The organism is Cypionkella sp. PAMC25878 (genome assembly GCF_058135695.1).
The window spans coordinates 4,436,150-4,462,129 of the sequence record NZ_CM176871.1 but is presented as its reverse complement, the minus strand read 5'-3'; the positions used below and the strand labels follow the sequence as shown (position 1 = coordinate 4,462,129).

The window sequence follows — 25,980 nt, the reverse complement described above, 5'->3', positions numbered from 1 at the left end:
GAAATAGGTTGGGACTTCGATTTCGCCATGGATGAACAACGAATCAGAAAAGCGCAAATTCGACTTTTGGGGGCGAAGCTCGCGTTAGAGGACCTTGCCATGGAACAGCGGTATGATGTGTTTCAGACACGCTGGTTTGGTTTTCTTACTGCATGGAAAGGCGTATATACTCAGCTAGAACAAGCCGCTAAAGCTAGTCAATCGTCGCTTGATTGGCACAAAGTCAAAAAAGATGAGCAGCTCTCTGATCCCTTGTTGAAGTATCTTTATGAAGCCAGAAACGACGACGAACATGGCCTTGGGGAACCCACGAAGCTCGTGCCAGGCTCTGTCTCGGTTGGGGGCGGCCAAGATGGTTATTCCGATGTAATCTCGGTCGACCTTGCCCCAGATGGTTTGTTGGTCGTGGAAAGCCTAGACGGATTGCCTCTAATAACCCATGTAGTGGCACCGTATGTAAAGCTGGTCGCTGTCACTACAAACGGCGGAAAAATTCTCGTTCCGCCCACCCATCATTTAGGATTGCCACTGATAGATCCGTCACCGTTGGAGGTGGCAAGCCTTGGCCTGAATTATATAACGCGAGTGGTCGCGGAGGCGGCAGCACTCGTCCCGTAGGCAGGTGGTCGCGCTAGCTGCAACGCGCGCGTGGCGCATGCTGAAGGCGGAACTGGCGGTGTAAACCACTCTTTAAACGGGGCTTAAATGCCCCGTTGATGGCTCAGATGTAGCGCGCATTTGCGCTGCCCTAAGGTATCGCTTTGTTCCGCGAATCCGCTCATGTTAGGGTGAAAAAAAGGAGCAGCGATCATGGCACAAAAGACCGATATCGAATGGACCGACGCGACTTGGAACCCTGTCGCGGGCTGTGTGAAAGTCGGGCGCGGGTGCGATAACTGCTATGCCGAGCGCTTTGCGGAGCGCTGGCGCGGTGTGCCAAACCATCCGTACGAATTTGGCTTTGACCTGCGGCTTTGGCCTGCACGCCTGAAGCAGCCGAAGGCGTGGAAAAAGCCGCGCATGATCTTCGTGAACTCGATGAGCGACTTGTTTCAAAAGGAAATCCCGAGAGCATACGTCGATCAGGTTTTTGATGCGATGGAGGCGGCTGATTGGCATGTTTATCAGGTGCTGACCAAGCGCAGCTCGCTGATGCGGAACTACATCCGTAGCCGTTATGATGGCGGCAAGGTGCCATCGCATATCTGGCTCGGGGTTTCAGTCGAGGATGCGGACCACAAAAGCCGGATCAATCATCTCAAGCAGATCAATTCGGACGCCCTGTTCATCTCGTTTGAGCCGCTTTTGGGGCCGATTGGGGCGATCGACCTTAAGGGTGTGGCCTGGGCAATTGTCGGTGGGGAAAGCGGACCGGGTGCGCGGCCAATGGATGAGGCTTGGGTGCGGGAACTCAAAGACGTTTGCCAACGCGATGGCGTCGCCTTCTTCTTCAAGCAATGGGGTGGAGCGAGGCCGAAATCAGGTGGTCGCACGCTTGACGGAGAGGAGTGGAACGGGTTCCCTACTGACATAGTTCCTGCGTCGATCCTTGCAGCTCTTCAGGCGACATAGACGGCTATAGTCAGAGGGTGCATTGAAAAAGTCGCATGTTGAAAATACCGTTGGCCCATGGGCAAAGATCAAACTCGACGCACTTGAAAAATATCTCAAATTCTATTGTTCGGTCCTGAAGAACCAAAATTTCACTTTGGTCTATATTGATGGGTTCGCTGGAGCGCCCATCACGACGGTGCGCCAATCCACCCCAAAAACACAAAATACCGAGTTCTGGGGTGAGCCGAGCAGTGATGACGTTGTCGCGATCGAAGAATTTGTGCTTGGCTCACCCATACGGGCACTGAACATCGAGCCGGGCTTTGGGCGGCATTACTTCTTTGATCTTGATGACCGCAGGGTGTCAGAGCTCGAGGACATGAAGCCGGTATGGCCCCACAAATGGGTCTACGTTCAGACTGGTGACGCAAACGAGCGAATTCGTAAGTTGATAAAGCAGATTGGTGGCAAGAGGGAGGTGAGGGGCGTAGCCTTCCTCGACCCATATGGACCAAACCTCGAGTGGGAGACCGTTGCTGATCTGGCTGCGACCCAAAAGTTTGAAGTCATCATTAACCTACCCATTCACATGGCGTTAAATCGCCTTTTAATGAAGGATGTAGAACGGCGGCCCGATTGGGAGGCCATGGTGGATCGCTGTTTTGGTACTTCAGATTGGCGAGAACTTGTCTACCCGAAGACGACCAACTTGTTCGGAGACGTGCTTGAAGCGAAAGCGGACGGTGTGCCCGAGCTGCTGCTGCAGCTTTACATGGGCAGGCTCAGGAAGATATTTCCCAAAGTGGCGACGCCCCGCTTGATCAGAAACACCAAGAACGCGCCCCTGTATTATTTACTTTGGGCAGGGCCGCACGGGAAGGGCCTAGAGGGCGCGGAATACATTCTTGGCCACGGCGAGAAACTTGCTAAGAAGAACCGCTGACCAAAATCGCGTTGCTGCAGGTTATGCTGTCAAACTCTGCAGCTTTTGCTGTCACGCCACAAACAAACAATTTGTCCACAGAAGATTTCTCCAGAATCCTCTTTACAGGCTTCCCCCATAGCCACACTATATCTAGTAAGGGCGATGCCGGGTTACGCTGTTGGTTGCCGGGCGCCCAGCCCATAGGGGACGGTATCGTCACTGGGGCTTTATAGTGAGGCCAGCCCATGTCATTTTCCGAAGATTACCTGCTGAGTGACGATCTTCATCCGATCGACATCGTGGAAAATCTGGCTGCCCACCATGATTGGGAGTTTGACCGCGTCACCGATGACCAGATCGCGATGGCGGTTGAGGGCCAGTGGCGCACCTACGCGCTGACCCTCGCGTGGTCGGCGCAGGACGAAACGCTCCGCCTGATCTGCACCTTTGAAATGGAGCCGCCAACCGATAAAATGGCAGCCCTTTATGATGTGCTGAACCGCTGTAACGATATGGTTTGGACTGGGGCGTTCACCTATTGGGCCGAACAAAAGCTGATGGTGTTCCGCTATGGCCTCTGCCTTGCTGGCGGGCAAATGGTGGCGCCCGAGCAGATTGATCGGCTGATTTCCGGCGCGATCACCGCGTCTGAGCGGTTTTATCCAGCTTTCCAACTGGTGTCCTGGGCCGATAAATCCCCCGCCGATGCCATGAAAGTCGCGATTGCCGAGGCTTACGGGCGAGCCTGATCTGGGTTGCAATGGCGGTGTCCGCAGTTTCTGTATCCCCAGTGCTATTTCCGATTCAATGTCCTCGCAAACCGCACTAACCTCTCCGCAAAAGGGGAGTTTTCGATGGTGCTGGATGTGGTGGCCCGCGATGGGCTGGTTCTGCTGGGGTGTGGCAAGATGGGCACGGCGCTGCTGACCGGATGGTTGGCGGCGGGGGTGCCTACAACGAGCGTATGGGTGATCGAGCCGCATCCGACCGATTGGCTGAAATCCAGCGGCGTGCATCTCAACCAAGGCATGCCGCCAGCCCCAGCCGTCGCCTTGCTCGCCGTCAAGCCGCAGATGATGGGCGCGGCCTTGCCCGCCCTGCAAGCCTTGGGCAATGGCACGACGCTGTTCGTGTCGATTGCCGCAGGCACCTCGATTGCGATGTTCGAGGCGGCTTTGGGCGAGCGGACCCCGATCGTGCGCACCATGCCGAACACCCCGGCGATGGTCGGCCGCGGCATCACCGGCATCTGCGCCAACGCTTATGCGGGGGCTGCAGGGCTGGCTTTGGCGCATCAGTTGATGCTGGCGGTGGGGCAGGTGGTCGAACTCGACGGCGAGCATCAGATTGACGCGGTGACCGGCGTGTCCGGCTCTGGTCCGGCCTATGTGTTCCATCTGATCGAGGCGATGGCGGCGGCGGGTGAGGCCGAGGGCTTGTCGCCAGAAATCGCGATGAAACTGGCGCGTGCGACCGTTTGCGGCGCAGGTGAACTCGCCTATCAGTCCACTGAGCCCGCCAGCCAGTTGCGCATCAACGTCACCTCTCCGGGGGGTACGACAGCCGCAGCCCTCGCGGTGCTGATGGACCCTGAAACCGGCTTTCCTGCTTTGCTTCAGCGCGCCGTCAAAGCCGCCACTGACCGGGGCAGGGAGCTGGGCAAATGACCGTCGCCTCTAGCCAGATCACCTATCCCGACTTCGAGAAGGTCGACATCCGCGTCGGCCGCATTACCCGCGCCGAAGCCTACCCCGAGGCACGCAAGCCCGCCTATAAATTGTGGCTCGATTTTGGTCCCGGGATTGGCGAGAAACGCTCCTCGGCCCAGATCACCAAACACTACACGCCAGAGGCACTGATCGGGCGGCAGGTGCTGGCGGTGGTCAATTTTCCACCACGCCAGATCGGCAAGGTGATCTCGGAAGTGCTGGTGCTTGGCCTGCCCGATGCGGCGGGGGAGGTCGTGCTGATCGGCCCCGGTCACGATGTGCCCTTGGGAGGAAGGTTATTCTGATGAAACTGCTGATCACCCGTCCCTTGCCCGATCCGGTGATGCAAGCCGCCCGCGCCCGTTTTGAGGTGACGGCGCGCGCCAGCACCCTGCCGCTTGACACGTCCGAACTGCGCGCCGCCCTCACCGATTACGACGTGGTGCTGCCAACTTTGGGCGATCTGTTCAAAGCCGAGGCCTTCGCCGTGGTGCCCACCCCAAGGGCGAAATTGCTCGCCAATTTCGGCGTTGGCTTCAACCATATCGACACCAAGGCCGCCGCTGCACTTGGCATCGCCGTCACCAACACTCCCGGCGCGGTCACCGATGCCACCGCCGATGTGGCGATGACGCTGCTGCTAGTGACCGCCCGGCGCGCAGGTGAGGGCGAGCGGATGCTGCGCGCAGGCCAATGGCAGGGCTGGCACCCCACACAAATGCTCGGCGCACCAGTCTCAGGCAAATGCGTCGGCATCATCGGCATGGGCCGCATTGGCCGTGCCATTGCACAGCGCTGCCACTATGGCTTTGGCATGCGAGTGATCTACCACAACCGCTCTGCCACAGATGCAGGCGTCCCCGCGCAGCAGGTCTCCATACTCGAAGTCCTGCAAGCCGATTTCGTGGTGATCGCCGTCCCCGGCGGTCCCGCCACGCGCCATTTGATCAATGCCGAAGCCTTGGCGCAAATGGCCCCGCATGGCATCCTGATCAACATCGCGCGTGGCGATGTGGTCGATGAAGCCGCCCTCGCCACCGCCCTGCAAACGGGCCAAATCGCCGGAGCGGGCCTTGATGTCTATGAAAACGAACCGCAGATCACCCCCGCCCTGCTGGGTTTGGAAAACGTCACCCTGCTGCCCCATCTTGGCACCGCCGTTCTGGAAACCCGCACCGCGATGGGCATGATGGCCGTCGCCAATCTGATCGCATATCTGGACGGGCAACCGCTGCCCAACCAGGTCTAGCGCCATGGTCATCCTCTGCGCTCAAATATCCCTGCCGGAGGCTCTGTGGCCAAGGTCAGAAGCCTCCGGCGGGAGTATTTTTCAAAAGAGCAAATCCAAGCGCCAAAGCCGGACGCACGGTTTGAGACAGATCAGAACACGCACTGGGGCGGCGCTTTCCTGTCGAATGGCTGCCCACAAGAACGGCCCCCTCGTACAGGTCACACCATGATCATCTCCCGCGGGCGGCGCTTCATCTTCGTGCATATCCCCAAAACCGGCGGCACCGCGCTGAGCCTTGCTTTGGAAGATCGCGCGATGAAGGATGATATCCTGATCGGCGACACCCCCAAGGCGCGGGCGCGCAAGGCGCGGCTGCAGGGGGTGAAATCGGCTGGGCGGCTCTGGAAACACTCAACGCTGTCCGATATCGCGGGCCTCGCCACGGATGATGAGATTGCCGATTTCTTCACCCTGACCTTGGTGCGCAACCCGTGGGATCGCGCCGTCAGCTATTACCACTGGTTGCGCGGGCAGAACTTTGCCCACCCCGCCGTGGGTCTGGCAAAGTCGCATGATTTCAGTGGTTTCCTGAACCATGCCCAGACCCGCACTGCCTTCAGCCTCTGGCCCTACACTGCCTATATGCGCGACCGTTTGGGCTTTGAGCGCGCCAGCCTTTACGCGCGGCTGGAACATCTCGATACCGATCTGGCGCCCTTCGAAGCGCACTTAGGCTTCCGCCTGCTGCCCTTGCCGCAAGCCAATGCCTCGGATCGCGTCCGCGACTGGCGCGGGTTTTATTCGGATGCCGACGCCGATCTGATCTCGCAAATCAGCGCCGAGGATATCATCCGCTTTGGCTACCGTTTCGACCCAGATTAGGCCGCCATTTGTGCGCCAAACCGTCCGTAAAAGCTGTCGCCCTTGGTCGCCATCTCGCGCAGCAGGGCAGGGGCTTCAAACCGCGGCCCAAACTCTGCCACCAGTTTCTCGCAAATCTCCACCGCGCGCGCAGCCCCGATGATATCCAGCCACGAGAACGGCCCGCCCGACCACGGCGCAAAGCCCCAGCCAAGGATCGCGCCGACATCGCCCTCGCGGATGTCGGTCAATACGCCTTCCTGCAGTGCGCGCACCGCTTCCAGCACCTGCGCCATCAGCAAGCGGTGCTGCACGGTGGCGAGGTCCGGGTCGGCAACATGCGGATACTCAGCCGCCAATCCGTCCCACAGCCCTTCACGCTTACCCGCCGCATCATAAGCATAGAACCCCGCGTTGGCCTTCTTGCCCATCCGGCCCTGATCCGCCATCCAGAACAGCACTGCATCGACCGCGCCATCCGGGTAGGCATCGCCCATCGCCGCTTTCGTGGCCTTGGCGATCTTCACCCCCAGATCAATCGAGGTTTCATCGACCAGTTGCAGCGGGCCGAGCGGCATCCCGACCAGCTTCGCGGCATTCTCGATCAGCGCAGGCTCCACCCCTTCGGCGACCATGCGGATGCCTTCGTTGATATAGGGAATGATGCAGCGGTTGGCGTAGAAGAACCGCGCGTCGTTCACCACGATCGGCGTCTTGCGAATGGCACGGACGAAATCCAGCGCCTTGGCGACCGCGCGATTCCCGGTTGCTTTTCCCCGGATGATCTCGACCAAGTTCATCTTGTCGACGGGTGAGAAGAAATGGATGCCGATGAACTGATCGGGGCGGACGCTCGCCTTCGCCAGCATCGAAATCGGCAGGGTCGAGGTGTTCGAGGCATAAATGCAATCGGCCCCCACCGCAGCCTCAACCTTGGCCGTCACCTCAGCCTTCACCTTCGGGTCTTCAAACACCGCCTCGACCACCAGATCGGCACCAGCCAGCGCCGCATAATCTGTCGTCGCCAAAATCCGCCCCAGCACTTCGGCCTTCTTCTCCGCCGTTACTTTGCGGCGCTGGATGCCCTTGTCGAGTAGGTCCGCCGAATGGGCCTTGCCACGATCCGCGCTGTCTTGTGCGGCATCAATCAGCACCACCTCAATCCCCGCCAAGGCCGCGACATAGGCGATCCCCGCCCCCATCATCCCCGCGCCAATCACGCCCAGCTTTTTCACCGATTGATCGGCCACCGAGGGCCGGTTCGCGCCTTTCTCCAGCGCCTCTTTGTTGATGAACAGACTGCGGATCATCGCCGAAGACGACGGGTTGAGCAGCACGGAAGTGAACCAGCGCGCCTCAATCCGCAACGCCACGTCAAACGGCACCAAAGCGCCCTCATAGACCGCACTCAGCAAAGCCTTGGCCGCAGGATAAACCCCCATGGTCTTGCCCAGCACCATCGCATTTGCCCCAACGAAGGTCATGAACCCCGCCGGATGATAGGGTGCGCCGCCGGGCATCTTGTAACCCTTGTCGTCCCACGGCTTGATCAGATCGGTGTCTTTCGCGCCCAGAACCCATTCCTTCGCGCGGGCCAGCAACGCCTCAGGTGCCACCACCTCATCAATCAGTCCAGCCGCCTTCGCCGCTTTCGGATCAGACAGCTTGCCCTCCAACAGGAACGGCGCCGCCATCATCGCGCCCAGCTTGCGCACCAGCCGGGTGGTGCCGCCTGCGCCCGGAAAAATCCCCACCATAATCTCTGGCAACCCGATCTTCGCCTTCGGATTATCCGCCGCGATGATGCGGTGGCACGACAGCGGCAGCTCCAACCCAATCCCCAATGCCGTCCCGGGTAGGGCCGCCACAATCGGCTTGCCGCCCTTCTTGGTCTTCGGGTCCATCCCGGCCAGTTCGATCTTGCGCAGCACCTTGTGCATCGTCATTACGCCGTCGAAGATCGCCTGCGCCCCACCCGCCCGCATCTCGGCAATGACGTTAAGATCCATCCCGCCGGCGAAATCCTTCTTGCCGCTGGTGATAATGATCCCCTTCACCGCCGCATCGGCCAAAGCCTGATCGACCAGCCCGCTCAGCAGCCCAAAAGCCGCCGTCGACATCACGTTCATCGACTTTGCCGCCACATCCCAAGTGATCGTGGCCACGCCATCGGCATCAACGGCCATGGTGAAATCGGTCATTTGCGCTCTCCTGCACTGCGGGGTCGGCCATCGGCATAAGCATAGTGCCGGGCCGCGCCGTCTTTATGGGTGATCAGATCGTGATCGGGATAGTGAACGGTATCACGGGGCAGCCGGGTGCCAATGGTCAGATAAACCACATCGCCCGCACTGCGGTTTTCCAACTGATGCCCGATGGGCTGGCCCGCAGGCCAACACACCATATCGCCGGGGCTCAGCGCGGTTTCGCTGTCTTCGATCAGCGTGGGCTGGCCGGACAGCACCAGCACCAACTCATCCTCGGCCTCATGCCAATGCCGGAAGCTGGAGCGCGCACCGGGCGGCAACCGCTCCAGATGCACGCCGAACTGTGAAAGCCCGCCCGCATCGCCCAGCACAGAATGCCAGTAATCGCCGAGATCGCCACCCAAGATCGGATGGAGATAGCCATGCTCCAACACCCATGCCCGTTCTGCCGCGCGCAGCACGTTCGGGTGGGCGCTGCCGTCATATTCCTGCCCCCAAACCGCAGGCAGGCCCAGCAATTCTGCAGGCAAATCCCCACCACGCAGCTCGGTGCCATCGGCGTCCAACACCTGCCACCGCGTCGCCGTATTCACCTGCTTGCGCCCTGAATCTGGGTAGGAACACACATCGCCCAACACCCGGCTGCCCACGATCAGATAGCGCAGGGCTGCGTCCGAGCGGTTGCCAATCCGGTGCCCATTCGGCGCACCATGCCGCCAGCATAAAGCATCACCGGGGTGCAAATCCTGCATCCCGGCATCATCCTGCAAGGTGCCAAGCCCTTCTAGAACAAACAGAAACTCATCTTCATTCGAGTGCCAATGCCGATCCGAAGACCAAGCCCCGGGTGCCAAAACCTCAACATAAGCGCCAAATTGCGTAAGCCCGCCCGCCACTGACAGCCGCAACGTGCTGACACCTTCGCGGTCATCAACAGGGGCCAGCGCCGGATCAACGATCATCGCGGCCCCTCCCATTTGCTGCCATCTTTATAGGTGTAGCTCGCCTGCCCGCCCTCAACCGTCAGCACCAGATCAACGTCGGAATAGGTCGCGACCTCTCGCTTGGCCTTGGACCCCACCACCAGAAACTGCGCCACCGCACCCGAGCGGTTGATGAAGTGATGCCCATCCGGCACATTCGCCGGAAACGCCACGCAATCGCCCGCCACCATAAGCGTCTCACCGGCATCCTGCACCAACACGCATTCCCCCAGCGTCACCATCACGAACTCATCTTCGGCCATGTGCCAATGCCGCAGAGACGACAAAGCCCCCGGCTGCAAGATCACCAGATTGACGCCAAACTGCGTCAGCCCCCCGGCATCGCCCAAGCGCAAGCTGCTGCGCCCTGCCATCATCTCGGCATAGGGCGATGGGTAAATCGAGCCGGTTTTCACCGGCACTTTGCTCAGATCAAGTTTCGCCATCGTCTCCCCCTGCATCATCCAGTTGTGACGTGAATGCTCCGCCTTTGATTTCCGACAGCCCAAGGCTGAAGCGAATATGCCCGCGCGCGCTTTCAATTTCCGAAATCAACCAGCCATCTGGCTGTTCGGCCAACAGAAACCGGGTCTCGAACGGGTCAACGATGCGCTGGGCGCGCACCATGATGTGGGTCTTGCAGCGCACCCTCAGATGCGTCTGATCTACCACGGTGATGTTGACAACCTGCCGGAAGATATCGGTCACCCCCCGGCCTTTGAGGTTGTCGTGGTACAGTTGAAAATCCGCGCGCAACTCGGCTTCGGTGTGCAACACATAGGCAGGATCGCCCCGCGGAATGACCCGCAGGGGCAACGACATCACGCTGGCGTAGGCCGCGAAATCGCCGCCAACCAAAGCCTGCGTCAGCGTTTCCCCCAAAGCTGCAAACACCTGCCCCGGCATGATCAGAGCCGCTCGATAATGGTCGCGGCCCCCATACCCGAGGCGATGCACAGCGTGGCCAAACCCACGGTCTTGCCGCTGCGCTCCAACTCATCCAGCAAAGTGCCAATGATGATCGCACCCGTGGCCCCCAGCGGATGCCCCAAAGCAATCGAGCCGCCATTGACGTTGACCAAAGCCGGATCAACATCAAACGCCTGCTGGAACCGCAGCACCACCGCCGCGAAAGCCTCGTTAACCTCAAACAGATCAATGTCGCCAATCGCCATCCCGGCATCGCGCAGGATCTTCTCGGTCACCGGCACCGGCCCGGTCAGCATGATCGTGGGATCAGTGCCGATCTTCGCTGTCGCCCTGATCCGCGCCCGAGGCTTCAGCCCATGTGCTGCACCAAACTCGGCATTACCAATCAACAGCGCCGCAGCCCCATCGACGATCCCGCTGGAGTTGCCTGCGTGGTGGATATGATTGATCCGCTCCAGATGCGGATATTTCATCAGCGCGATTTTATCAAAGCCGGGCATCGACTCGCCCATATCCTTGAACGCCGGTTTCAACGCGCCGAGGGTCTGCATATCAGTGCCGGGCCGCATGTATTCGTCGCGGTTCAGAATGGTCAAACCGTTCTGATCCTTGATCGTGACCACCGAACGCCCAAACCGACCGTCCGCCCAAGCCATCGCCGCGCGGTTCTGCGATTCCACCGCCAAAGCATCGGCCATCTCACGGGTGAAGCCGTATTCGGTGGCGATAATATCCGCCGAAATCCCCTGCGGCACGAAATAGGTCTTCATCGCCAAAGACGGGTCCACCGCAATCGCCGCCCCATCCGAGCCCATCGCAACCCGGCCCATCATCTCGACCCCGCCCGCGATATAGGCCGCCCCCGCGCCCGCCTTGACTTGGTTGGCGGCCAAATTCACCGCCTCCATGCCAGAGGCGCAAAACCGGTTGATCGCCAACCCGGGGATCGACTGATCCAACCCCGAGGCCAGCACCGCCGAGCGTGCCAAACAGCCGCCCTGTTCGCCAACTTGGGTGACATTGCCCCAGATCACATCCTCGACCGCGTGGCCTTCCAGCCCATTACGCTCGCGGAGCGCATCCAGAATTTTCGCCGAAAGCGCCACCGAGGTCAGCTCGTGCAAAGCCCCATCCGGGCGACCCTTGCCCCGCGGGGAACGCACGGCGTCATAGATAAAAGCGTCGGTCATGTTGCCTCCTTATACCCGGTCAGACGGTTTGCCGGGCATCAGATCATAGGGATGTTTCCAGCCCGGCACCGCCGCAACGCGGTTCAGCCAAGCGTCGATATGGGGCCAATCCGCACGGTCAAAGCCGAAGGGCTCGGGGTAGTAAAGATAGCCGCAGAGTGAGAGGTCAGCGATGGTCATCGCCTCACCCGCCACCCATTTGCGCGCCTCAAGATGGCCGTTCAGCACGGTGTAAGATGTCTTCAAACGGCTGTGCAGAAACGGGATCACCCCGGCAGGGCGCTTTTCTTCCGGCACAAAATTCGCCAAAAACCGTGCGGTGCCGATCTGCGTCGACAGCTTGTGATTGTCCCAAAACAGCCAGCGCAACACCTCGCGCCGCTCAGCCGCAGACTTGCCGCCCAGCTTGCCGGTTTTCGAGCTGATATAGTCGAGGATCACCCCCGATTGCGTCAGCGTGGTTTCGCCATCGACCAGCACCGGCACTTCGCCCATCTCATTGATCGCGCGGAATTCCGGGGTGCGGGTGGCGCCGTTGAAGAAATCAACAAACACCGGCTCCCATTCCATATCGGCGAAGGTCAACGCGAGCGCTACCTTGTAGGCGTTGCCGGATTCGCCAAAGCAGTAAAGTTTTGCGGTCATCGTGGTCTCTCTCCGGAAAGGGCGGAGTGGGGGTTTCACACCCCCACACCCCCGTGGGATATTTAAGCCAATGTGAAAGCGATCAGGTCTTGCGCGCGTCGACCTCGGAGTTGAACAGCCGCAGACGGTGCGTCAGGTTGTCGTGGTTGATCACCGATGAGTAATTCTCAAACAGAAACGACAAAGCCTCGCCCTCATCCAGCCCCGCCTCTTTGGCGAAAGCTTTCAGGCGGCGATAACCGTCCTCGGTCATCGCAACGGGAAAGCGGCGGGTGAGGCGGAAGCGTTTCGGCATGGGCTATCTCCGTTGACCTATGCGCAAGCTTAGAACGCCTCAGCCGCCAGCGCCATCACCGGATCAGCCCCGGATTCAATCCGCGCCAGATGCAGCGCAGTCGCAGGCAGTTGCCGCGCCATATAATAGCGCCCGGTCGCCAGTTTCGCGTTCAGGAAATCGGCATCGCCGCCCGCATCCAGACCGGCAAAGGCGGCTTTTGCCATCTTGGCCCACATCAGCCCCAGACAAGTATGCCCCATCATCGTCATGAAATCATAAGACCCCGCCAGCGCCGCATTTGGGTTTTTCATCGCGTTGTTCATGAAAAACATCGCCGCCGCCTGCACGTCCTTTGACGCCGCTTTCAGCGGATCAAGATACACCGCCATCCGGGCATCGGCTTCATTTGCCTTGATGAATCCCTTCACCAAGGCAAAGAACGCCATCACATGCTTGCCGCCATCGGTGGCCAGTTTGCGCCCCACCAGATCCAGCGCCTGCACGCCATTGGCGCCTTCGTAAATCTGCGCAATCCGCGCATCACGAACAAACTGGCTCACACCATTGTCCTCGATATAGCCATGTCCGCCCCAAATCTGTTGCGCCTGCACCGCCATCTCGAAGCCACGGTCGGTCTGGAACCCTTTCAGCACCGGGATCAGCAGCGACACCAGCCCCTCGGCATCCGCATCGCCCGAACGCACCGACTGGTCGATCATCGAGGCCGCCCAGTAGGTAAACGCCCGCGCGCCTTCGACAAAACTTTTCTGGTCCATCAGGCTGCGGCGAATATCGGGATGCACGATCAGCGGATCAGCCGGGCCTTTCGGATTCTGCGCCCCGGTCACATCTCGGCCCTGCAAGCGGTCCTTGGCATAGCCCAAAGCGTTCTGATAGGCGGCCTCTGCCACCGCATAACCTTGCAGGCCAACCCCAAGACGCGCCTCGTTCATCATGGTGAACATTGCGCGCATCCCCTTGTGCAGATCGCCCAACAGGTAGCCCACCGCGCCGTCATAGTTCATCACGCAAGTCGCATTGCCGTGAATCCCCATCTTTTCTTCGACCTTGCCGACGGCCACGCCATTACGAGCGCCCAAAGACCCGTCCGCATTCACCAGAAACTTCGGCACGATGAACAGCGAAATGCCCTTGGTGCCTTCGCCGCCACCCGGAGCCTTCGCCAACACCAGATGAATGATATTCTCAGCCAGATCGTGCTCGCCCGCCGAGATGAAAATCTTCGTGCCGCTGATCTTATAGCTGCCATCCGCCTGCGGTTCCGCCTTGGTCCGCATCAGCCCCAGATCGGTGCCGCAATGCGGCTCGGTCAGGTTCATCGTGCCGGTCCAGTCGCACGCGACGATTTTCGGCAGATAGGTCGCCTTCTGCTCTGCCGTGCCGTGCACATGGATCGCCGAATAAGCGCCATGCGTCAGGCCCTGATACATGTTGAACGCCATATTGGCGGAGACGAATATCTCACCGACCGCCGTCGCCATCACATAGGGCAACCCCTGTCCGCCATAATCCGGGTCGCAGTCCAGCGCCGTCCAGCCGCCCGCCTTCACCGCATCGAACGCCGCTTTGAACCCCGTCGGCGTGCGCACCACGCCGTTTTCCAACACGCAGCCTTCCCGGTCGCCCACCGCGTTCAGAGGCTCCAACACGTCGGAGGCCAGCTTGCCCGCCTCCTCCAGCACCGCCCCGGTAAAACCTGTATCAAGATCGCCATAGCCGGGAATATCACGGCCCGAGACCCCGAGCACATCATGCAACAGAAACTGCATGTCTTTCAGCGGGGCTGTGTAGGTGGTCATGGCCTTACTCCTCAATTCGGCTGTCTGCGGTGGTCTCAGCGGCGTTTACTCGGCAGCAGAGCGGAAGGCGGCCAACGCCACCTCGGCACTGTGCAATTCGGTTTCCAGTTCGGTGATGGCGATGCTCAACTCGTCGCGTTGCGCCTTCATCTGCGCAAGACGGTCTTGGCCCAGATCAAAAGTCCGCGCCAACTGCGCCTGATTGCTGCCATTTCTGTTATACATATCAAGCAACTGGCGGATATCTTCTAGGCTGAAGCCAAAGCGCTTGCCGCGCAGGATCAATTGCAACCGGGCACGATCCTGTTTGGTATAAAGCCGCCGACTGCCCGCCCGGATCGGCGCCAGCAGTTCTTTCGACTCATAAAACCGCAGGGTGCGGGCGGTCACCTGATAGGCGTCGCACATCTGGCGGATCGACAGGGTTTCGGTTTCACTCAGGGTCATGGCACTTCCTCGGCAAAGACTGCCGGGTAGATGGGGATGTTGCCCCCATCATAGTAGAGTGCTTGACGTTAACGTAAATGTAACGTCACGTCAGAAATTGGCATGACGTGATGTCACCCTTCGGTCAATTTACGGATTTCCGCCGCAGCGGTGTCGCGCAACGTCCGCAGATCGCTGATGCTGGTTTCCAACTCGGCCTGTTGCTGGGTCAGATCGGCGAGTTGCCGATCCGCCATCCCCAACCATTGCTCCAACTGAGTCTGCGTGCCCTTTTGCCTATAGATCAGCAGCCATTGCCGGATTTCCTCAAGCGAAAAGCCAAACCGCCGCCCGCGCAGGATCAGCGTCAGCCGTGCCACCTCACGCGCACCATAAAACCGCGCGCGGCCATCCTTTTCCGGCGAGAGCAGCTCGATATATTCGTAATAGCGCAACGTGCGCGGCGTGACCTCGAACTTTGCGCACATTTCTTTGAAGCTTAGGCGAGTCTCGGACATGGGCAGCCTCCCATCGCCAGACTAGGCCCTGCCCGTGCCGCGCGCAAGAATTGTGAGCAGCCCCTTGCACTTGGCCGCTGGCAGAGGATTATGGCGCTATGACCGATATCCTCAGCATCGCCCGCCAATTCATCCAAGCCCTGCCGTTTTCGCGCGCGTTGGCGATGGAGTTGACCGAACTCGGGCCTGGCAGCGCAACCATCACCATGCCGTGGGATGCCCGGCTGGTCGGCGATCCCGCCACGGGGGTGCTGCACGGCGGCGCAATCTCGGCGCTGATGGACACCGCATCAGGTGCGTCGGTGATGAGCCATCCCGCTGCACCGACCTCGACCGCCACGCTCGATCTGCGCATCGACTACATGCGCCCGGCCACCCCCGGCCAGACGATCACCGCGCGGGCGGAATGTCACCACGTCACCCGCTCCGTCGCCTTCGTCCGCGTGACCGCCTGCGATGAGGATACCGCGCGCCCGGTGGCGATGGGGACAGGCGCTTTCACCCTAGAGCGACCGAAGGGGCCAGCAGCATGAAGCGGCCCGAACCCGTACAGGTGATCAAATCCCGCCGCGATACGGCTTTGGCGGCGCTGGTCGGGGCCGTGCCCTATATCGAATTCCTCGGCATCCGCTTTGATCGTCGCGGCGATGAGCTGACCGCTTGGCTGCCCTATTCCGAGATGCTGATCGGCAATCCCAGCCTGCCCGCGCTGCATGGCGGGGTGACGGCCTCGTTTCTGGAAGTCACCGCGCTGATCGGTCTGGCATGGAGCAGTCTGTGGGATGATCTGGAGGCAGGGCGGATCGACCCCGCGCTTGTGGCGGCAGGTCAACTGCCGCCCTTGCCAAAGACCATTGATTTCACAGTTGATTACCTGCGCGCAGGCCTGCCGCGCGATTGCTATGCGCGGGCGAAAGTCAACCGCTCGGGCCGCCGCTTTGCCTCGGTGCAGGTTGAGGCTTGGCAAGACAACCACGCCCGCCCCTTCGCGCTGGGCTCGGTGCATTGCCTGATGCCGGAAGACACACGGGACGGCGGCGCGTGATCGCAACCAGCGCCGAGATCAGCCACAAACGCCTGCTGCGCATCGCCTTTCCCATCGTGATCGCCAATGCCACCGTGCCACTGCTGGGCGCGGTCGATGTGGCGGTGATCGGCCAGATCGGGCAGGCGGCCCCGTTGGGGGCGGTGGGTTTGGGTGCGGTGATCCTGACCACGCTCTACTGGATTTTCGGCTTTCTGCGGATGTCGACCTCGGGCCTTGCGGCCCAAGCGCAGGGCGCGGGCGATCTGGCCGAACGCAGCGCCGTGCTGCTGCGTGCTTTGCTGATTGGGGGGGCGGCGGGGTTGGCGCTGATCCTTCTGCAAGCGCCGCTGTTCTGGGCGGCGTTCCAAGCCGCCCCGGCGTCTCAGGCGGTCGAAGGCTATGCCCGCACCTACCTTAGCATCCGCATCTGGGGCGCGCCTGCGACGATCATGCTTTACGCGCTGTCCGGCTGGCTGATCGCGCTGGAACGCACGCGGGCGGTGCTGGTGCTGCAACTGCTGCTGAACGTGGTGCTGAACCTTTGGTTCGTGCTGGGGCTGCATTGGGGGGTGTCTGGTGTCGCCACCGCGACGCTGATCGCGGAATGGGCGGGTCTGGCACTGGCGCTGTGGCTGGCGCGGGATGGTTTCGGTGCGGTGCTGCGCGAAGCTTGGGGCAGGGTGTTTCACGCCGCCCCCCTGCGCACGATGTTCCACGCCAGCCGCGATATCATGGGCCGTTCGGTGCTGCTGCAACTGTCGTTCACCAGCTTTGTGTTCCTGGGCGCGCGCTTTGGTGATGTGACGCTGGCGGCCAATCATGTGCTGATGCAGTTTCTGGAACTGACCGCCTATGCGCTGGACGGCTTCGCCTTCGCCGCCGAGGCGCTGGTGGGCCAAGCGGTCGGCGCGCAATCCTGGGGGCAGGCGCGGCGCGCCAAGACGATTGCGATGCAATGGGGCTTTGCCGGGGCTGCACTGATGGCGTTGCTGTTTGCGGTGTTTGGCGGCCAGATCATCGCGGTGATGACGACGGCGCAGGATGTGCAGGCCGAGGCGCTCCGCTATCTGCCATGGCTGGTGGCTGCCCCGGTGTTGGGGGTGGCAAGCTGGATTCTGGACGGCGTGTTCATCGGCGCGCTGCTGACCGGGGCGATGCTGCGTGCGATGATGATCGCGGTGGCGCTGTACGCGCTGGGGCTTGTGGTGCTGATTCCTTTGGCGGGCAATCACGGGCTCTGGGCCGCGCTGATGCTGCTCAACCTATTGCGGGCGCTGACTTTGTGGCGGGCTTTGCCTGCAGCGCTGCGCTGATGGGCCCAAACCGGGGTGCCGCCTCGGGTGCCATCGAGGCACCGCTCGGCGGCGCTGCCGGGGGATAGTCTGACGCGGTGGGCGCGTCGAAGCGTGGATGCCTCCGGCGGGAGTATTTCAAAAAGAGCAATGTGGGACGGTTTGGTCTCAGCGCACGAACCGGAACGCGGCCGAGGCCCCCCAGCCCGCCACCGCCGCCATCACCAGCGACAGCACGCCATAGAGCAGCGGTTGCTGATGCGCGAGGTTGTAGAGGAAGCGCTCGAGCCCGGCCTTGCGCACCGCGATCAGGCGTTCTTGGGTATCCAGCACCACGCCGCCGCGCAGGATAAACAACCGCACCTTGTAATTGCCTTCGGTCAGGTTGGCGGGCAGCGCCACATCGGTGCGAAACAACGTCTCATCCGCCAGTTGCACCGAGCGTTCGGCGATGCGGTAGCGGCTTTCATCCAGTCTGATCCGTTCTAAAGCCGCGACGAAATCCGGGGCATTTTCGGCCTCATCGCTGATGCCGACCGCGCGGATCACCTGTGGGATGGTGATATGGTGGCGCAGATCCTCGGTGCCGGACAGGATTTTTTCGAGCTTGTCGGTGGTCGCCACCGCATAGAAGCTGGGGGCTGCATCGACCCTGACCGCCGAGCGGTTCAGCCAGATCCCGCCCACGCGTTCCTTGCGGCGGATGATCAGCCCGGTGCTGGGGCCCTCGACCGTCACGATCACCTCCAGCGGCGGGCCTTTTGGGGCCGGGGCGTCGCGCTTCACCGCGCCATAGATCAAGATTTCAGAGCCATCGAAATTCGCGGTGATCTGCACCCGGTTCTGGCTGAGGCCGCTGACCAAAGCCTCATTCGCCAGTGCTGGGCCGGTGAGGGCCAGCAGCAGGATCAGCGCCCGGATCATGGCAGCAGTCCCGGCGTCACCGAGAACAACTCGGCCGGTTGCAGCAGCAGATCCAGCGCGATCTTGAAACTGACCGTCAGCACCAAAATCGCCAGCATGATGCGCAACTGCTCCGCTTTCAGCCGGGTCGACAGTCGCGCGCCGATCTGCGCGCCAATCACCCCGCCCAAGATCAGCAAAAACGCCAGCATCATATCGACGGTCTGGCTGTTGATCGCATGCATGATCGTGGTGAAGCCGGTGACGAAAATGATCTGGAACAGCGAGGTGCCGACCACCACCCGCGTTGGCATCCCGAGCAGGTAGATCATCGCCGGCACCAGAATAAAGCCGCCGCCCACCCCCATGATCGCCGACAGAAACCCCACCGCAGCGCCGATCGCCGCAGGGGGCAGCACCGAGATATAGAGCCCCGAGGCGCGGAATTTCATCTGCAACGGCAGCTTATGCACCCAAGTGTGGACATGCGCCCGCCGGATCGGCGCGGCAGCCCCGGCGCGATGTGCCCGGATCAGCGCCCGCGTGCTTTCGGCAAACATCATGGAGCCGATCAGGCCGAGAAACAGCACATAGCTCAGCTGCACGAACAGATCGATCTGGCCCAAAGCCGTCATCCAGGCAAACACCTGCACCCCGATGAACGATCCGCCAAAGCCGCCCACCAGCAGCACCAGCCCCATGCGGAAATCGACGCCCTTGCGCTTCATCTGCACCAGCACGCCCGAGATCGACGAGGCCACCACTTGGTTCGCCCCGGTCGCCACCGCCACACCCGGAGGCACGCCGACAAACAGCAGCAGCGGCGTGATCAGAAAGCCGCCGCCGACGCCAAACATCCCCGACAAAAATCCGACCACGCCGCCCAATCCCAACAACAGGAAGGCGTTGATCGAAACCTCGGCGATGGGGAGGTAGATTTGCATTGGCCGAGGCCCGGAAAGAGAAGAATTTCCTCAAGCCTTGCGCGGGTTTGCCGGGGTTGTCAAACCCTTGTGGCCGTCACAGTTGCGTGCGCAGAAAATGACGCAGCACCTGTTCCAGTTTGGCCGCACCCAACGGCGCCATCGCCTTGGTGTGTTCGTGGCTGATCTGCTCATCCGACATGCCTGCCGCCATATTGGTGATGCTGGAAATCGCCGCCACCTTCAGGCCAAGAAAGCGCGCAAGGATCACTTCAGGTACGGTGGACATGCCCACCGCATCGCCGCCAAGGATCTTGATCGCCCGAATTTCGGCAGGGGTTTCAAACGAGGGGCCGGAGTACCATGCATAAACCCCCTCCGGCAGCGCCACACCGACCGCCTTGGCGCTGGCTTTGAGGGCTGCGCGCAGATCGGGGTCATGGGCCGTGGTCATCGGCACAAACCGCGCATCGGTCTTCTCGCCGATCAGCGGGTTCAGTCCCGAGAAGTTGATATGATCCTGCAGCAGCATCAGATCGCCGGGGCGAATATCTGGCCGCAAAGACCCCGCCGCATTGGTGGCGATCAGTGCCTCAGCCCCCAAAGCTTTCAGCACCGTCAACGGCAACCGCATCGCCGCCGCATTGCCGTTCTCATAATAATGCTCGCGCGCGCCAAACACCGCGACGCGCACGCCTTCGAGATCGCCGATCACCAGATGGGGATTGTGGCCCGACACCCCAACATGCGGGAACCCCGGCAGATCGCCGTAAGGGATCGCCACACCCTGCACCGCCTGCGCCAGATGCCCCAGACCCGAGCCGAGGATCAGGCCCAGCTTGACCGGGGCGCTGCCCGCATGGGCTTGGATTTGGGCGACAAGTGCCGCAGTTTGATCGGTCATCGGCTGTCCTCTTTGCTAAACGCCGGGAGATTTCACATCCCCCGGACCCCCTCAGCGCTCTTTCACATAGGGCTCGCCGCCAGCACGCGGCGGGATGGCTTTGCCGACAAAGCCCGCCAGCACCAGCACGGTCAGGATATAGGGCAAAGCATCCAGCATCGAGACCGGGACTTTGAACTGCGCCACCCGTTCGACCACATCGGGCCGCAGCGCCAAAGCTTGGAAAAACCCAAACAGCATCGTCGCGCCCAGTGCCTGCCAAGGCCGCCATTTCGCGAAGATCAGTGCCGCCAGCGCAATATAGCCGCGCCCCGCCGTCATCTCCCGGCCAAAGCCCGCTTGCAGAGCGGTGGCCATGTAAGCCCCGGCAATGCCACATAAAACCCCGGTGATCGCCAGCGCCGCATAGCGCAGACCCACCACCGAAACCCCCGCCGTATCCACCGCCGCCGGGTTTTCGCCCACCGCGCGCAGCCGCAGACCAAACCGCGTCCGGTACAGCACCCACCAAGAAAGCGGCACGAAAGCCATCGCCGCATAGACCAGGATCGAATGGCCCGAGATCACCTCATAATACAGCGGCCCAATCAGCGGCACATCCTTCAGGCTTTCCGCGAAGGGCAAAGTGATCGGGTTGAACCGCGCATCGCCCGCCAAAGGTGGCGTCCGCCCACCCTGACCAAACAACGCCTGCGCCACCAGCACCGTGATCCCCGACGACAGGAAATTCAGCGCCACGCCCGAGATCAACTGATTGCCGCGAAACGTAATCGAGGCCACCCCATGCAGCATCGCGAAAATCAGCGACGCCCCAATCCCGGCCAACAGCCCCACCCAAGCCGAGCCCGACATCGCCGCCACCGATCCCGCCGCCATCGCCGCCGCCAACATCTTGCCTTCCAGCCCGATGTCGAAAATTCCGGCGCGCTCGGAAAACAACCCCGCCAAACAAGCCAACAGCAACGGCGTGCCCAACCGCACCGTGGAGCCTAAAATTTGCAACAGCGTTTCATAGTCCATCAGACGGCCGCCTTTCGCCCAAAGCTGAACAGCCAAACCAGCAGCATCCGCACCATCTGATCCAGCGCCCCGGTGAACAGGATCACCAGCCCCTGCACGACGATCCGCATCTCAATCGGGATCGTGGTATTCAGCCCCAACGCCGCCCCGCCTTGATACAGAAACCCGAACAACAGCGCCGCCAGCAACACCCCCAACGGATGATTGCGCCCCATCAGTGCCACCGCGATGCCGATAAACCCCGCGCCCTCTGCCGAGTTCTGCAACAACCGCTCCGCCGACCCCATCACGTTGTTGATCGCCATCATCCCGGCCAAACCGCCCGAAATCAGCATGGCAATCATGGTGATCTTGACCGGATTGATCCCCGCATATTTCGACGCTGCTTCCGATTTGCCAAACGCCCTAATCTGATAGCCCAGCCGCGTGCGCCACAGCAGCAACCACACCACTACGCAGGCCGCCAGCGCAATGAACAGCGTCACATTCGCAGGCACGTTGGAATACATCGCCACCCCGGCCTTCGTCAGCCTTGGCGTGCCATCGGGGTTCAGCCGCGCGAAAAACTCGCGCAAAAACGGCATGTCGCTCAGCGCAGGCAGCTTCGCGCCCACAGGGAACCGCGCCGAGGCAGGGTCCATCTGCCCCGCAGGCCGCAGCACATCGACCAGCATGTAGACGATCAAAGCGCTTGCGATATAATTGAACATGATCGTGGTGATCACGATATGAGAACCACGTTTCGCCTGCAAATACGCCGGGATCGCCGCCCAAGCCGCGCCAAAAACCGCCGCCCCCAAGGTCGCTGCTAGCAGCGCAAGGGTCCAATGCGGCCAAGGCAGTGCCAGACACACCAGCGCCACGCCCAGCCCGCCCAGCTGCGCCTGCCCCTCACCGCCGATGTTGAACAGCCCGGCATGAAACGCCACGATCACCGACAGCCCGGTAAAGATGAAGCTGGTGGTGTAATACAGCGTATAGCCCCAGCCATTCGCCGAGCCAAACGCGCCCTCCACCATGATCCCCAGCGCAGCCGTCGGGCTTTGCCCAATCGCCAAAAGCACAAGCGCCGCGACCAATGCCGCCAGCAAAAGCGAGATCAGCGGCACCAACACCACATCGGCCCATTGCGGTAGTTTTCTCATTTTGGGCCATCCCTGCTGCAATCAATCCCGACCCTTACTGCTACCCGTGTGCCGCTTACCATACACAGGCCTCTTTCAATGGTCTTATTGCGTTTTCCAGCCCTGCAAGCGTGAAAGAAAACTCTATCGGGCTTTCGTTGAAGGGTGTCGCACGAAACACCACAGATTTGCCCATCATCAGTTTCTTGATCAGCGGGATGGACTTCCCCCCATCCCAAAGGCCAAGCGCTTGATTGTCGGTTGAAGCCGTCATGCGTGCGACAGACGCCTTTTGCTCGTCGATCCGGTAGTCAACCGATCCAAAGCCTTGAATATCCGACAAAAATTGATCGTTCAGCACCAGATAAAGTGATGTGCTGTTCTCTTGGCAGCGCAGATAAATCTCGGCAGGGCTGGCAGCAGCAAAGCGGCCCGCTATCGGCTGATCAGAACTCAGCGAAAGCACGACCGTCCGGCTATCATCAAAGGCGGATTTATCTTCGCTGACACGCCAGTTGCCGCGATCTTCCGCGGCTTGTACGGGTTCGGAGGAGGCTATTGCTGCCTCAGATGTGGGGGGCTTCTCGATCTTCAACGATGCTTCATTCACTGGGCCGCCGATGGTCACGCAGACTCCCGCCTCGGAAATCAGAAGGGCGTCATCTTTCTCAACATCCATCACCGAATTCTGTGGCGCAAACCTGAATTTATATCCGTCGACCTCCGCCGAGATGAGACGGCCCGCCCCTTGACCCTCGGTCAGCGGCACTGCAGGACGTTCCCCGACGATCATCTGTTTTCCGCTCTCCAAGCCCTCGGGAAAACGCATCACAACAGAAGGAATCGTGGGGAAGGTACAGGATAAGATGACCTCCGCACTGACCGGAGCGGCGGCTGACAGGGCCAAAACCACAAGGCTCAAACGCAGTCTCATTTCGGGTCTCCAGCGACGCCCGCCATCAACAACCCCAACGCCCGCTCATTCGTGGTCTCTGGGTCCGCCGTGCCCATGATATGACCGTCAAACATCACGGCGATCCGGTCGGAAAGGCTCATGATTTCATCCAGTTCCACCGAGACCAGCAGAATAGCCTTGCCCGCATCGCGCAATGCGATGATCTGCTTATGGATGAACTCAATCGCGCCGATATCCACCCCGCGCGTGGGTTGACCGATCAGCAGAAGGTCTGGGTTCTGCTCCATCTCGCGCGCCACCACGATCTTTTGCTGATTGCCGCCCGAGAAATTCTTCGCAGCCAAGGTCGCAATCGGCGGGCGCACATCATAGCGCGCCATCTTCGCCTCGGTATCCGCCCGCAACGCATCATTATCCATGAACAGCGCGTTCTTCTGATACTTCGGGTCGTTGTGATAGCCAAACGCCACGTTTTCCCATGCTGAGAAATCCATGATCAGCCCAAGATGCTGGCGATCCTCCGGCACATGCGCTATCCCCGCCTCGCGCCGTGTCTGCCCATTGGCGGCCAACCCCACCAGCGGCAAATCTACCCCTTTCAGCGTGATCCGCCCGGTTGCCCGCGCGATGCCACCCAAGGCCTCCAGCAGTTCCGACTGGCCATTGCCCGCCACCCCCGCGATACCCAAAATCTCACCCGCGCGGATCTCAAAGCTGACGCCTTTCAGCCGTTCGACCCCGTCATCATCCTTCACCCGCAGGTTTTCGACAGCCAGCACCACCGCCCCCGGCGTGGCCTTAACCTTCTCGACCTCCAGCAGAACCTTCCGCCCCACCATCAACTCCGCCAGCGACTCTGGGCTGCTCTCGGCAGTCTTCACCGTCCCCACCATCGTCCCACGCCGCATCACCGAGACGTTATCCGTCGCCTCCATGATCTCGCGCAGCTTGTGGGTGATCAGGATGATAGTCTTGCCCTGTTCCTTCAACCCGTTCAAAATCCGGAACAAATGGTCGGCCTCATCCGGGGTCAACACCCCGGTCGGCTCGTCCAAGATCAGAATGTCGGCCTGCCGATACAAGGCCTTCAAAATCTCCACCCGCTGCTGATGCCCAACCGACAGGTCTTCGATCAGCGCATCCGGGTCCACGTCCATCTCATATTCGCGCGACAACTCGCCAAGAACCTTGCGCGCCTTCGCCAGAGACGTGTTCAACATCGGGCCATCCTCGGCCCCAAGGATCACATTCTCCAGCACCGTAAAATTCTGCACCAGTTTGAAGTGCTGGAACACCATGCCGATACCGGCGCGAATGGCGCTCTGGCTGTCGGGGATCGGGGTCAGCTTGCCGTTGATATAAATCTCACCGGCATCGGCGCGGTAAAACCCATACAGGATCGACATCAGCGTCGATTTACCCGCGCCATTCTCACCAATGATGCCGTGAATGGTGCCGCGCGGCACCGCTATGTTGATATCCTTGTTCGCCTGCACCGGGCCAAAGGCCTTGGATATGCCTTTCAACTCAATGGCATAAGGGGAGGGGGCGGCAGTTTCCTGCCGCCCCCCATTGGCCGTAGCCCCCATCAGAACGACCCAGCCGGGCAGGTGTTGTCGGACATGTAATCATGCACCACCAACTCGCCCGATTTGATCTTTTCCGCCGCTGCATCGACAGCCGCTTTCATCTCTGGTGTGACCAGATCCTTGTTGTTCTCGTCCATCGCGTAATCAACGCCGCCTGCTTTCAGGTCCATCACGTTGATGCCGGGCTTCAGGTTTTCGCCCTCTTTGAACGCTTCATAGACCGCGTTATCGACCCGCTTCATCATTGAGGTCAGCACTTGCCCCGGATGCATGTAGTTCTGGTTGCTGTCGACGCCGATCGACAAGATCTTCTCGTCCGCCGCCGTTTGCAGAACCCCAACTCCGGTGCCGCCCGCCGCCGCATAGATCACGTCAGCCTTTTGCGAGATCTGCGCCTTCGCCAGCTCCGCGCCCTTCACTGGGTCATTCCACGCCGCCGGAGTCGTCCCGGTCATGTTCAGAATAACCGTTGCATCCGGCTTCACCGCCTTGACGCCCTGCGCATAACCGCAGCCAAAGCGGCGGATCAGCGGAATATCCATGCCGCCGATGAAGCCGACGGTGTTGGTTTTCGACGCCAGACCGGCCATCATGCCGACCAGATACGAACCCTGATCCTCGGTAAACACCACCGATTTCACGTTCGGCTGGTCCACCACCATGTCGATGATGCCAAACTTGGTATCGGGGAAATCCGGGGCCACGGTGTTCAGCACATCACCAAAGGCAAAGCCGGTCATGATAATCGGGTTCGCGCCATCTTCGGCCAAAGACCGCAGAGCCTGCTCGCGCTGGGCTTCCGACTGCATTTCCAGCTCTTTATAGGTGCCGCCGGTTTCTTTCGCCCATTTCTCAGCGCCGTTGAACGCTGCCTCGTTGAACGATTTGTCAAACTTGCCGCCCAGATCGAAGATGATCGCAGGTTCAGCCAGCGCAGCACCGCCCGTCAGCGCCAAAGTCGCTGCTGCACCCAGCAGGTGTTTCATCAGGGTCATAATTTTCTCCC

Annotated in this window: 29 protein-coding genes; 11 read left to right on the top strand and 18 right to left on the bottom strand. The window is 60.8% G+C overall.

The window, feature by feature from the left end; all coding sequences use genetic code 11:
* Positions 1-27: 27 nt before the first annotated feature.
* From ACS5RD_RS22140 to ACS5RD_RS22105, 8 genes are all read left to right on the top strand, one after another.
* Positions 28-618: a hypothetical protein gene (locus tag ACS5RD_RS22140; protein WP_489929159.1), complete on the top strand. Its 591-nt coding sequence runs from the start codon at positions 28-30 to the stop codon at positions 616-618.
* Positions 619-810: 192 nt separating this feature from the next.
* Positions 811-1,572: a DUF5131 family protein gene (locus ACS5RD_RS22135; RefSeq protein WP_489929158.1), complete on the top strand. Its 762-nt coding sequence runs from the start codon at positions 811-813 to the stop codon at positions 1,570-1,572.
* 22 nt (positions 1,573-1,594) lie between these two features.
* Positions 1,595-2,497, top strand: a complete 903-nt coding sequence (locus ACS5RD_RS22130; protein WP_489929157.1) for a three-Cys-motif partner protein TcmP — start codon at positions 1,595-1,597, stop codon at positions 2,495-2,497.
* 227 nt (positions 2,498-2,724) lie between these two features.
* A complete protein-coding gene (locus ACS5RD_RS22125; protein WP_054009027.1) occupies positions 2,725-3,228 on the top strand; it encodes a type III secretion system chaperone family protein in 504 nt (167 codons plus the stop codon).
* A 105-nt stretch (positions 3,229-3,333) separates the two neighbouring features.
* Positions 3,334-4,146, top strand: coding sequence for a pyrroline-5-carboxylate reductase (gene proC, locus ACS5RD_RS22120; RefSeq protein WP_489929156.1), 813 nt, complete (start codon positions 3,334-3,336; stop codon positions 4,144-4,146).
* On the top strand, positions 4,143-4,493 hold the full coding sequence (locus ACS5RD_RS22115; protein ID WP_489929155.1) for a tRNA-binding protein: 351 nt from the start codon (positions 4,143-4,145) through the stop codon (positions 4,491-4,493). Before proC ends, ACS5RD_RS22115 begins: the two co-directional genes overlap by 4 nt.
* Positions 4,493-5,437: a 2-hydroxyacid dehydrogenase gene (locus ACS5RD_RS22110; protein WP_489929154.1), complete on the top strand. Its 945-nt coding sequence runs from the start codon at positions 4,493-4,495 to the stop codon at positions 5,435-5,437. Before ACS5RD_RS22115 ends, ACS5RD_RS22110 begins: the two co-directional genes overlap by 1 nt.
* A gap of 207 nt (positions 5,438-5,644) precedes the next feature.
* Complete coding sequence (locus ACS5RD_RS22105) at positions 5,645-6,301, top strand: sulfotransferase family 2 domain-containing protein (RefSeq protein ID WP_489929153.1); 657 nt, start codon at positions 5,645-5,647, stop codon at positions 6,299-6,301.
* Here the strand turns inward: ACS5RD_RS22105 and ACS5RD_RS22100 are convergent.
* From ACS5RD_RS22100 to ACS5RD_RS22055, 10 genes are all read right to left on the bottom strand, one after another.
* Positions 6,298-8,481 carry a 3-hydroxyacyl-CoA dehydrogenase NAD-binding domain-containing protein gene (locus ACS5RD_RS22100; protein WP_489929152.1) on the bottom strand — a complete coding sequence of 728 codons (2,184 nt, stop codon included), beginning with the start codon at positions 8,479-8,481 and terminating at the stop codon, positions 6,298-6,300. The genes ACS5RD_RS22105 and ACS5RD_RS22100 overlap by 4 nt on opposite strands.
* The gene (locus tag ACS5RD_RS22095; protein WP_489929151.1) at positions 8,478-9,449 is read right to left on the bottom strand and encodes a cupin domain-containing protein; all 972 of its coding nucleotides are present in this window, start codon (positions 9,447-9,449) and stop codon (positions 8,478-8,480) included. The genes ACS5RD_RS22100 and ACS5RD_RS22095 overlap by 4 nt, the downstream gene beginning before the upstream one ends.
* Positions 9,446-9,916 (bottom strand): cupin domain-containing protein, encoded by a 471-nt coding sequence (locus ACS5RD_RS22090; RefSeq protein ID WP_489929150.1) that lies wholly within the window; start codon positions 9,914-9,916, stop codon positions 9,446-9,448. The genes ACS5RD_RS22095 and ACS5RD_RS22090 overlap by 4 nt, the downstream gene beginning before the upstream one ends.
* On the bottom strand, positions 9,903-10,376 hold the full coding sequence (locus tag ACS5RD_RS22085; RefSeq protein WP_489929149.1) for a DUF6841 family protein: 474 nt from the start codon (positions 10,374-10,376) through the stop codon (positions 9,903-9,905). The genes ACS5RD_RS22090 and ACS5RD_RS22085 overlap by 14 nt, the downstream gene beginning before the upstream one ends.
* 2 nt (positions 10,377-10,378) lie before the next feature.
* A complete protein-coding gene (locus ACS5RD_RS22080) occupies positions 10,379-11,590 on the bottom strand; it encodes an acetyl-CoA C-acetyltransferase (RefSeq protein ID WP_489929148.1) in 1,212 nt (403 codons plus the stop codon).
* Between the two features lie 9 nt (positions 11,591-11,599).
* Positions 11,600-12,235: a glutathione S-transferase family protein gene (locus ACS5RD_RS22075; RefSeq protein WP_054009018.1), complete on the bottom strand. Its 636-nt coding sequence runs from the start codon at positions 12,233-12,235 to the stop codon at positions 11,600-11,602.
* An 82-nt stretch (positions 12,236-12,317) separates the two neighbouring features.
* Positions 12,318-12,530, bottom strand: a complete 213-nt coding sequence (locus ACS5RD_RS22070) for a hypothetical protein (protein ID WP_054009017.1) — start codon at positions 12,528-12,530, stop codon at positions 12,318-12,320.
* Positions 12,531-12,559: 29 nt separating this feature from the next.
* On the bottom strand, positions 12,560-14,332 hold the full coding sequence (locus tag ACS5RD_RS22065) for an acyl-CoA dehydrogenase C-terminal domain-containing protein (RefSeq protein WP_489929147.1): 1,773 nt from the start codon (positions 14,330-14,332) through the stop codon (positions 12,560-12,562).
* A gap of 45 nt (positions 14,333-14,377) precedes the next feature.
* Entirely contained in the window at positions 14,378-14,779 is a 402-nt protein-coding gene (locus tag ACS5RD_RS22060; RefSeq protein ID WP_489929146.1) for a MerR family transcriptional regulator, read from the bottom strand.
* A 113-nt stretch (positions 14,780-14,892) separates the two neighbouring features.
* Positions 14,893-15,276 (bottom strand): MerR family transcriptional regulator, encoded by a 384-nt coding sequence (locus ACS5RD_RS22055; RefSeq protein ID WP_489929145.1) that lies wholly within the window; start codon positions 15,274-15,276, stop codon positions 14,893-14,895.
* Positions 15,277-15,374: 98 nt separating this feature from the next.
* Here ACS5RD_RS22055 and ACS5RD_RS22050 point away from each other — a divergent pair, with 98 nt between their 5' ends.
* From ACS5RD_RS22050 to ACS5RD_RS22040, 3 genes are read left to right on the top strand one after another with little or no spacing between them, the layout of a single operon-like run.
* The gene (locus tag ACS5RD_RS22050; protein ID WP_489929144.1) at positions 15,375-15,809 is read left to right on the top strand and encodes a PaaI family thioesterase; all 435 of its coding nucleotides are present in this window, start codon (positions 15,375-15,377) and stop codon (positions 15,807-15,809) included.
* Positions 15,806-16,321: a PaaI family thioesterase gene (locus ACS5RD_RS22045; RefSeq protein WP_489929143.1), complete on the top strand. Its 516-nt coding sequence runs from the start codon at positions 15,806-15,808 to the stop codon at positions 16,319-16,321. Before ACS5RD_RS22050 ends, ACS5RD_RS22045 begins: the two co-directional genes overlap by 4 nt.
* Positions 16,318-17,616: an MATE family efflux transporter gene (locus tag ACS5RD_RS22040; protein WP_489929142.1), complete on the top strand. Its 1,299-nt coding sequence runs from the start codon at positions 16,318-16,320 to the stop codon at positions 17,614-17,616. The genes ACS5RD_RS22045 and ACS5RD_RS22040 overlap by 4 nt, the downstream gene beginning before the upstream one ends.
* A gap of 147 nt (positions 17,617-17,763) precedes the next feature.
* Here ACS5RD_RS22040 and ACS5RD_RS22035 read toward each other — a convergent pair whose 3' ends face one another.
* The 8 genes from ACS5RD_RS22035 to ACS5RD_RS22000 all read right to left on the bottom strand — a co-directional run bounded on the left by ACS5RD_RS22035 (position 17,764) and on the right by ACS5RD_RS22000 (position 25,969).
* Entirely contained in the window at positions 17,764-18,519 is a 756-nt protein-coding gene (locus ACS5RD_RS22035) for a TIGR02186 family protein (protein WP_489929141.1), read from the bottom strand.
* Positions 18,516-19,442: a sulfite exporter TauE/SafE family protein gene (locus tag ACS5RD_RS22030; protein ID WP_489929140.1), complete on the bottom strand. Its 927-nt coding sequence runs from the start codon at positions 19,440-19,442 to the stop codon at positions 18,516-18,518. The genes ACS5RD_RS22035 and ACS5RD_RS22030 overlap by 4 nt, the downstream gene beginning before the upstream one ends.
* Before the next feature lie 76 nt (positions 19,443-19,518).
* Complete coding sequence (locus tag ACS5RD_RS22025; protein ID WP_489929139.1) at positions 19,519-20,325, bottom strand: purine-nucleoside phosphorylase; 807 nt, start codon at positions 20,323-20,325, stop codon at positions 19,519-19,521.
* Positions 20,326-20,376: 51 nt separating this feature from the next.
* On the bottom strand, positions 20,377-21,345 hold the full coding sequence (locus ACS5RD_RS22020) for an ABC transporter permease (RefSeq protein WP_489929138.1): 969 nt from the start codon (positions 21,343-21,345) through the stop codon (positions 20,377-20,379).
* Positions 21,345-22,490, bottom strand: coding sequence for an ABC transporter permease (locus tag ACS5RD_RS22015; protein WP_489929137.1), 1,146 nt, complete (start codon positions 22,488-22,490; stop codon positions 21,345-21,347). The genes ACS5RD_RS22020 and ACS5RD_RS22015 overlap by 1 nt, the downstream gene beginning before the upstream one ends.
* Positions 22,491-22,545: 55 nt before the next feature.
* Positions 22,546-23,403, bottom strand: coding sequence for a type VI secretion system-associated protein TagO (locus ACS5RD_RS22010; protein WP_489929136.1), 858 nt, complete (start codon positions 23,401-23,403; stop codon positions 22,546-22,548).
* Positions 23,400-24,974 carry an ABC transporter ATP-binding protein gene (locus ACS5RD_RS22005; RefSeq protein ID WP_489929135.1) on the bottom strand — a complete coding sequence of 525 codons (1,575 nt, stop codon included), beginning with the start codon at positions 24,972-24,974 and terminating at the stop codon, positions 23,400-23,402. Before ACS5RD_RS22005 ends, ACS5RD_RS22010 begins: the two co-directional genes overlap by 4 nt.
* Complete coding sequence (locus ACS5RD_RS22000) at positions 24,974-25,969, bottom strand: BMP family lipoprotein (protein ID WP_054009004.1); 996 nt, start codon at positions 25,967-25,969, stop codon at positions 24,974-24,976. The genes ACS5RD_RS22005 and ACS5RD_RS22000 overlap by 1 nt, the downstream gene beginning before the upstream one ends.
* Positions 25,970-25,980: the final 11 nt, after the last annotated feature.

Bases quoted from the DNA above. Each gene is read 5' to 3' on its own strand.
- ACS5RD_RS22020 (WP_489929138.1), bottom strand. From the start codon at position 21,345: ATGGACTATGAAACGCTGTTGCAAATTTTAGGCTCCACGGTGCGGTTG.
- ACS5RD_RS22095 (WP_489929151.1), bottom strand. From the start codon at position 9,449: ATGATCGTTGATCCGGCGCTGGCCCCTGTTGATGACCGCGAAGGTGTC.
- ACS5RD_RS22000 (WP_054009004.1), bottom strand. From the start codon at position 25,969: ATGACCCTGATGAAACACCTGCTGGGTGCAGCAGCGACTTTGGCGCTG.
- ACS5RD_RS22100 (WP_489929152.1), bottom strand. From the start codon at position 8,481: ATGACCGATTTCACCATGGCCGTTGATGCCGATGGCGTGGCCACGATC.
- ACS5RD_RS22015 (WP_489929137.1), bottom strand. From the start codon at position 22,490: ATGAGAAAACTACCGCAATGGGCCGATGTGGTGTTGGTGCCGCTGATC.
- ACS5RD_RS22110 (WP_489929154.1), top strand. From the start codon at position 4,493: ATGAAACTGCTGATCACCCGTCCCTTGCCCGATCCGGTGATGCAAGCC.
- ACS5RD_RS22140 (WP_489929159.1), top strand. From the start codon at position 28: ATGGATGAACAACGAATCAGAAAAGCGCAAATTCGACTTTTGGGGGCG.
- ACS5RD_RS22135 (WP_489929158.1), top strand. From the start codon at position 811: ATGGCACAAAAGACCGATATCGAATGGACCGACGCGACTTGGAACCCT.
- ACS5RD_RS22060 (WP_489929146.1), bottom strand. From the start codon at position 14,779: ATGACCCTGAGTGAAACCGAAACCCTGTCGATCCGCCAGATGTGCGAC.
- proC (WP_489929156.1), top strand. From the start codon at position 3,334: ATGGTGCTGGATGTGGTGGCCCGCGATGGGCTGGTTCTGCTGGGGTGT.
- ACS5RD_RS22025 (WP_489929139.1), bottom strand. From the start codon at position 20,325: ATGACCGATCAAACTGCGGCACTTGTCGCCCAAATCCAAGCCCATGCG.
- ACS5RD_RS22115 (WP_489929155.1), top strand. From the start codon at position 4,143: ATGACCGTCGCCTCTAGCCAGATCACCTATCCCGACTTCGAGAAGGTC.
- ACS5RD_RS22035 (WP_489929141.1), bottom strand. From the start codon at position 18,519: ATGATCCGGGCGCTGATCCTGCTGCTGGCCCTCACCGGCCCAGCACTG.
- ACS5RD_RS22090 (WP_489929150.1), bottom strand. From the start codon at position 9,916: ATGGCGAAACTTGATCTGAGCAAAGTGCCGGTGAAAACCGGCTCGATT.
- ACS5RD_RS22085 (WP_489929149.1), bottom strand. From the start codon at position 10,376: ATGCCGGGGCAGGTGTTTGCAGCTTTGGGGGAAACGCTGACGCAGGCT.
- ACS5RD_RS22125 (WP_054009027.1), top strand. From the start codon at position 2,725: ATGTCATTTTCCGAAGATTACCTGCTGAGTGACGATCTTCATCCGATC.
- ACS5RD_RS22030 (WP_489929140.1), bottom strand. From the start codon at position 19,442: ATGCAAATCTACCTCCCCATCGCCGAGGTTTCGATCAACGCCTTCCTG.
- ACS5RD_RS22070 (WP_054009017.1), bottom strand. From the start codon at position 12,530: ATGCCGAAACGCTTCCGCCTCACCCGCCGCTTTCCCGTTGCGATGACC.
- ACS5RD_RS22080 (WP_489929148.1), bottom strand. From the start codon at position 11,590: ATGACCGACGCTTTTATCTATGACGCCGTGCGTTCCCCGCGGGGCAAG.
- ACS5RD_RS22065 (WP_489929147.1), bottom strand. From the start codon at position 14,332: ATGACCACCTACACAGCCCCGCTGAAAGACATGCAGTTTCTGTTGCAT.
- ACS5RD_RS22055 (WP_489929145.1), bottom strand. From the start codon at position 15,276: ATGTCCGAGACTCGCCTAAGCTTCAAAGAAATGTGCGCAAAGTTCGAG.
- ACS5RD_RS22010 (WP_489929136.1), bottom strand. From the start codon at position 23,403: ATGAGACTGCGTTTGAGCCTTGTGGTTTTGGCCCTGTCAGCCGCCGCT.
- ACS5RD_RS22045 (WP_489929143.1), top strand. From the start codon at position 15,806: ATGAAGCGGCCCGAACCCGTACAGGTGATCAAATCCCGCCGCGATACG.
- ACS5RD_RS22075 (WP_054009018.1), bottom strand. From the start codon at position 12,235: ATGACCGCAAAACTTTACTGCTTTGGCGAATCCGGCAACGCCTACAAG.
- ACS5RD_RS22050 (WP_489929144.1), top strand. From the start codon at position 15,375: ATGACCGATATCCTCAGCATCGCCCGCCAATTCATCCAAGCCCTGCCG.
- ACS5RD_RS22005 (WP_489929135.1), bottom strand. From the start codon at position 24,974: ATGGGGGCTACGGCCAATGGGGGGCGGCAGGAAACTGCCGCCCCCTCC.
- ACS5RD_RS22105 (WP_489929153.1), top strand. From the start codon at position 5,645: ATGATCATCTCCCGCGGGCGGCGCTTCATCTTCGTGCATATCCCCAAA.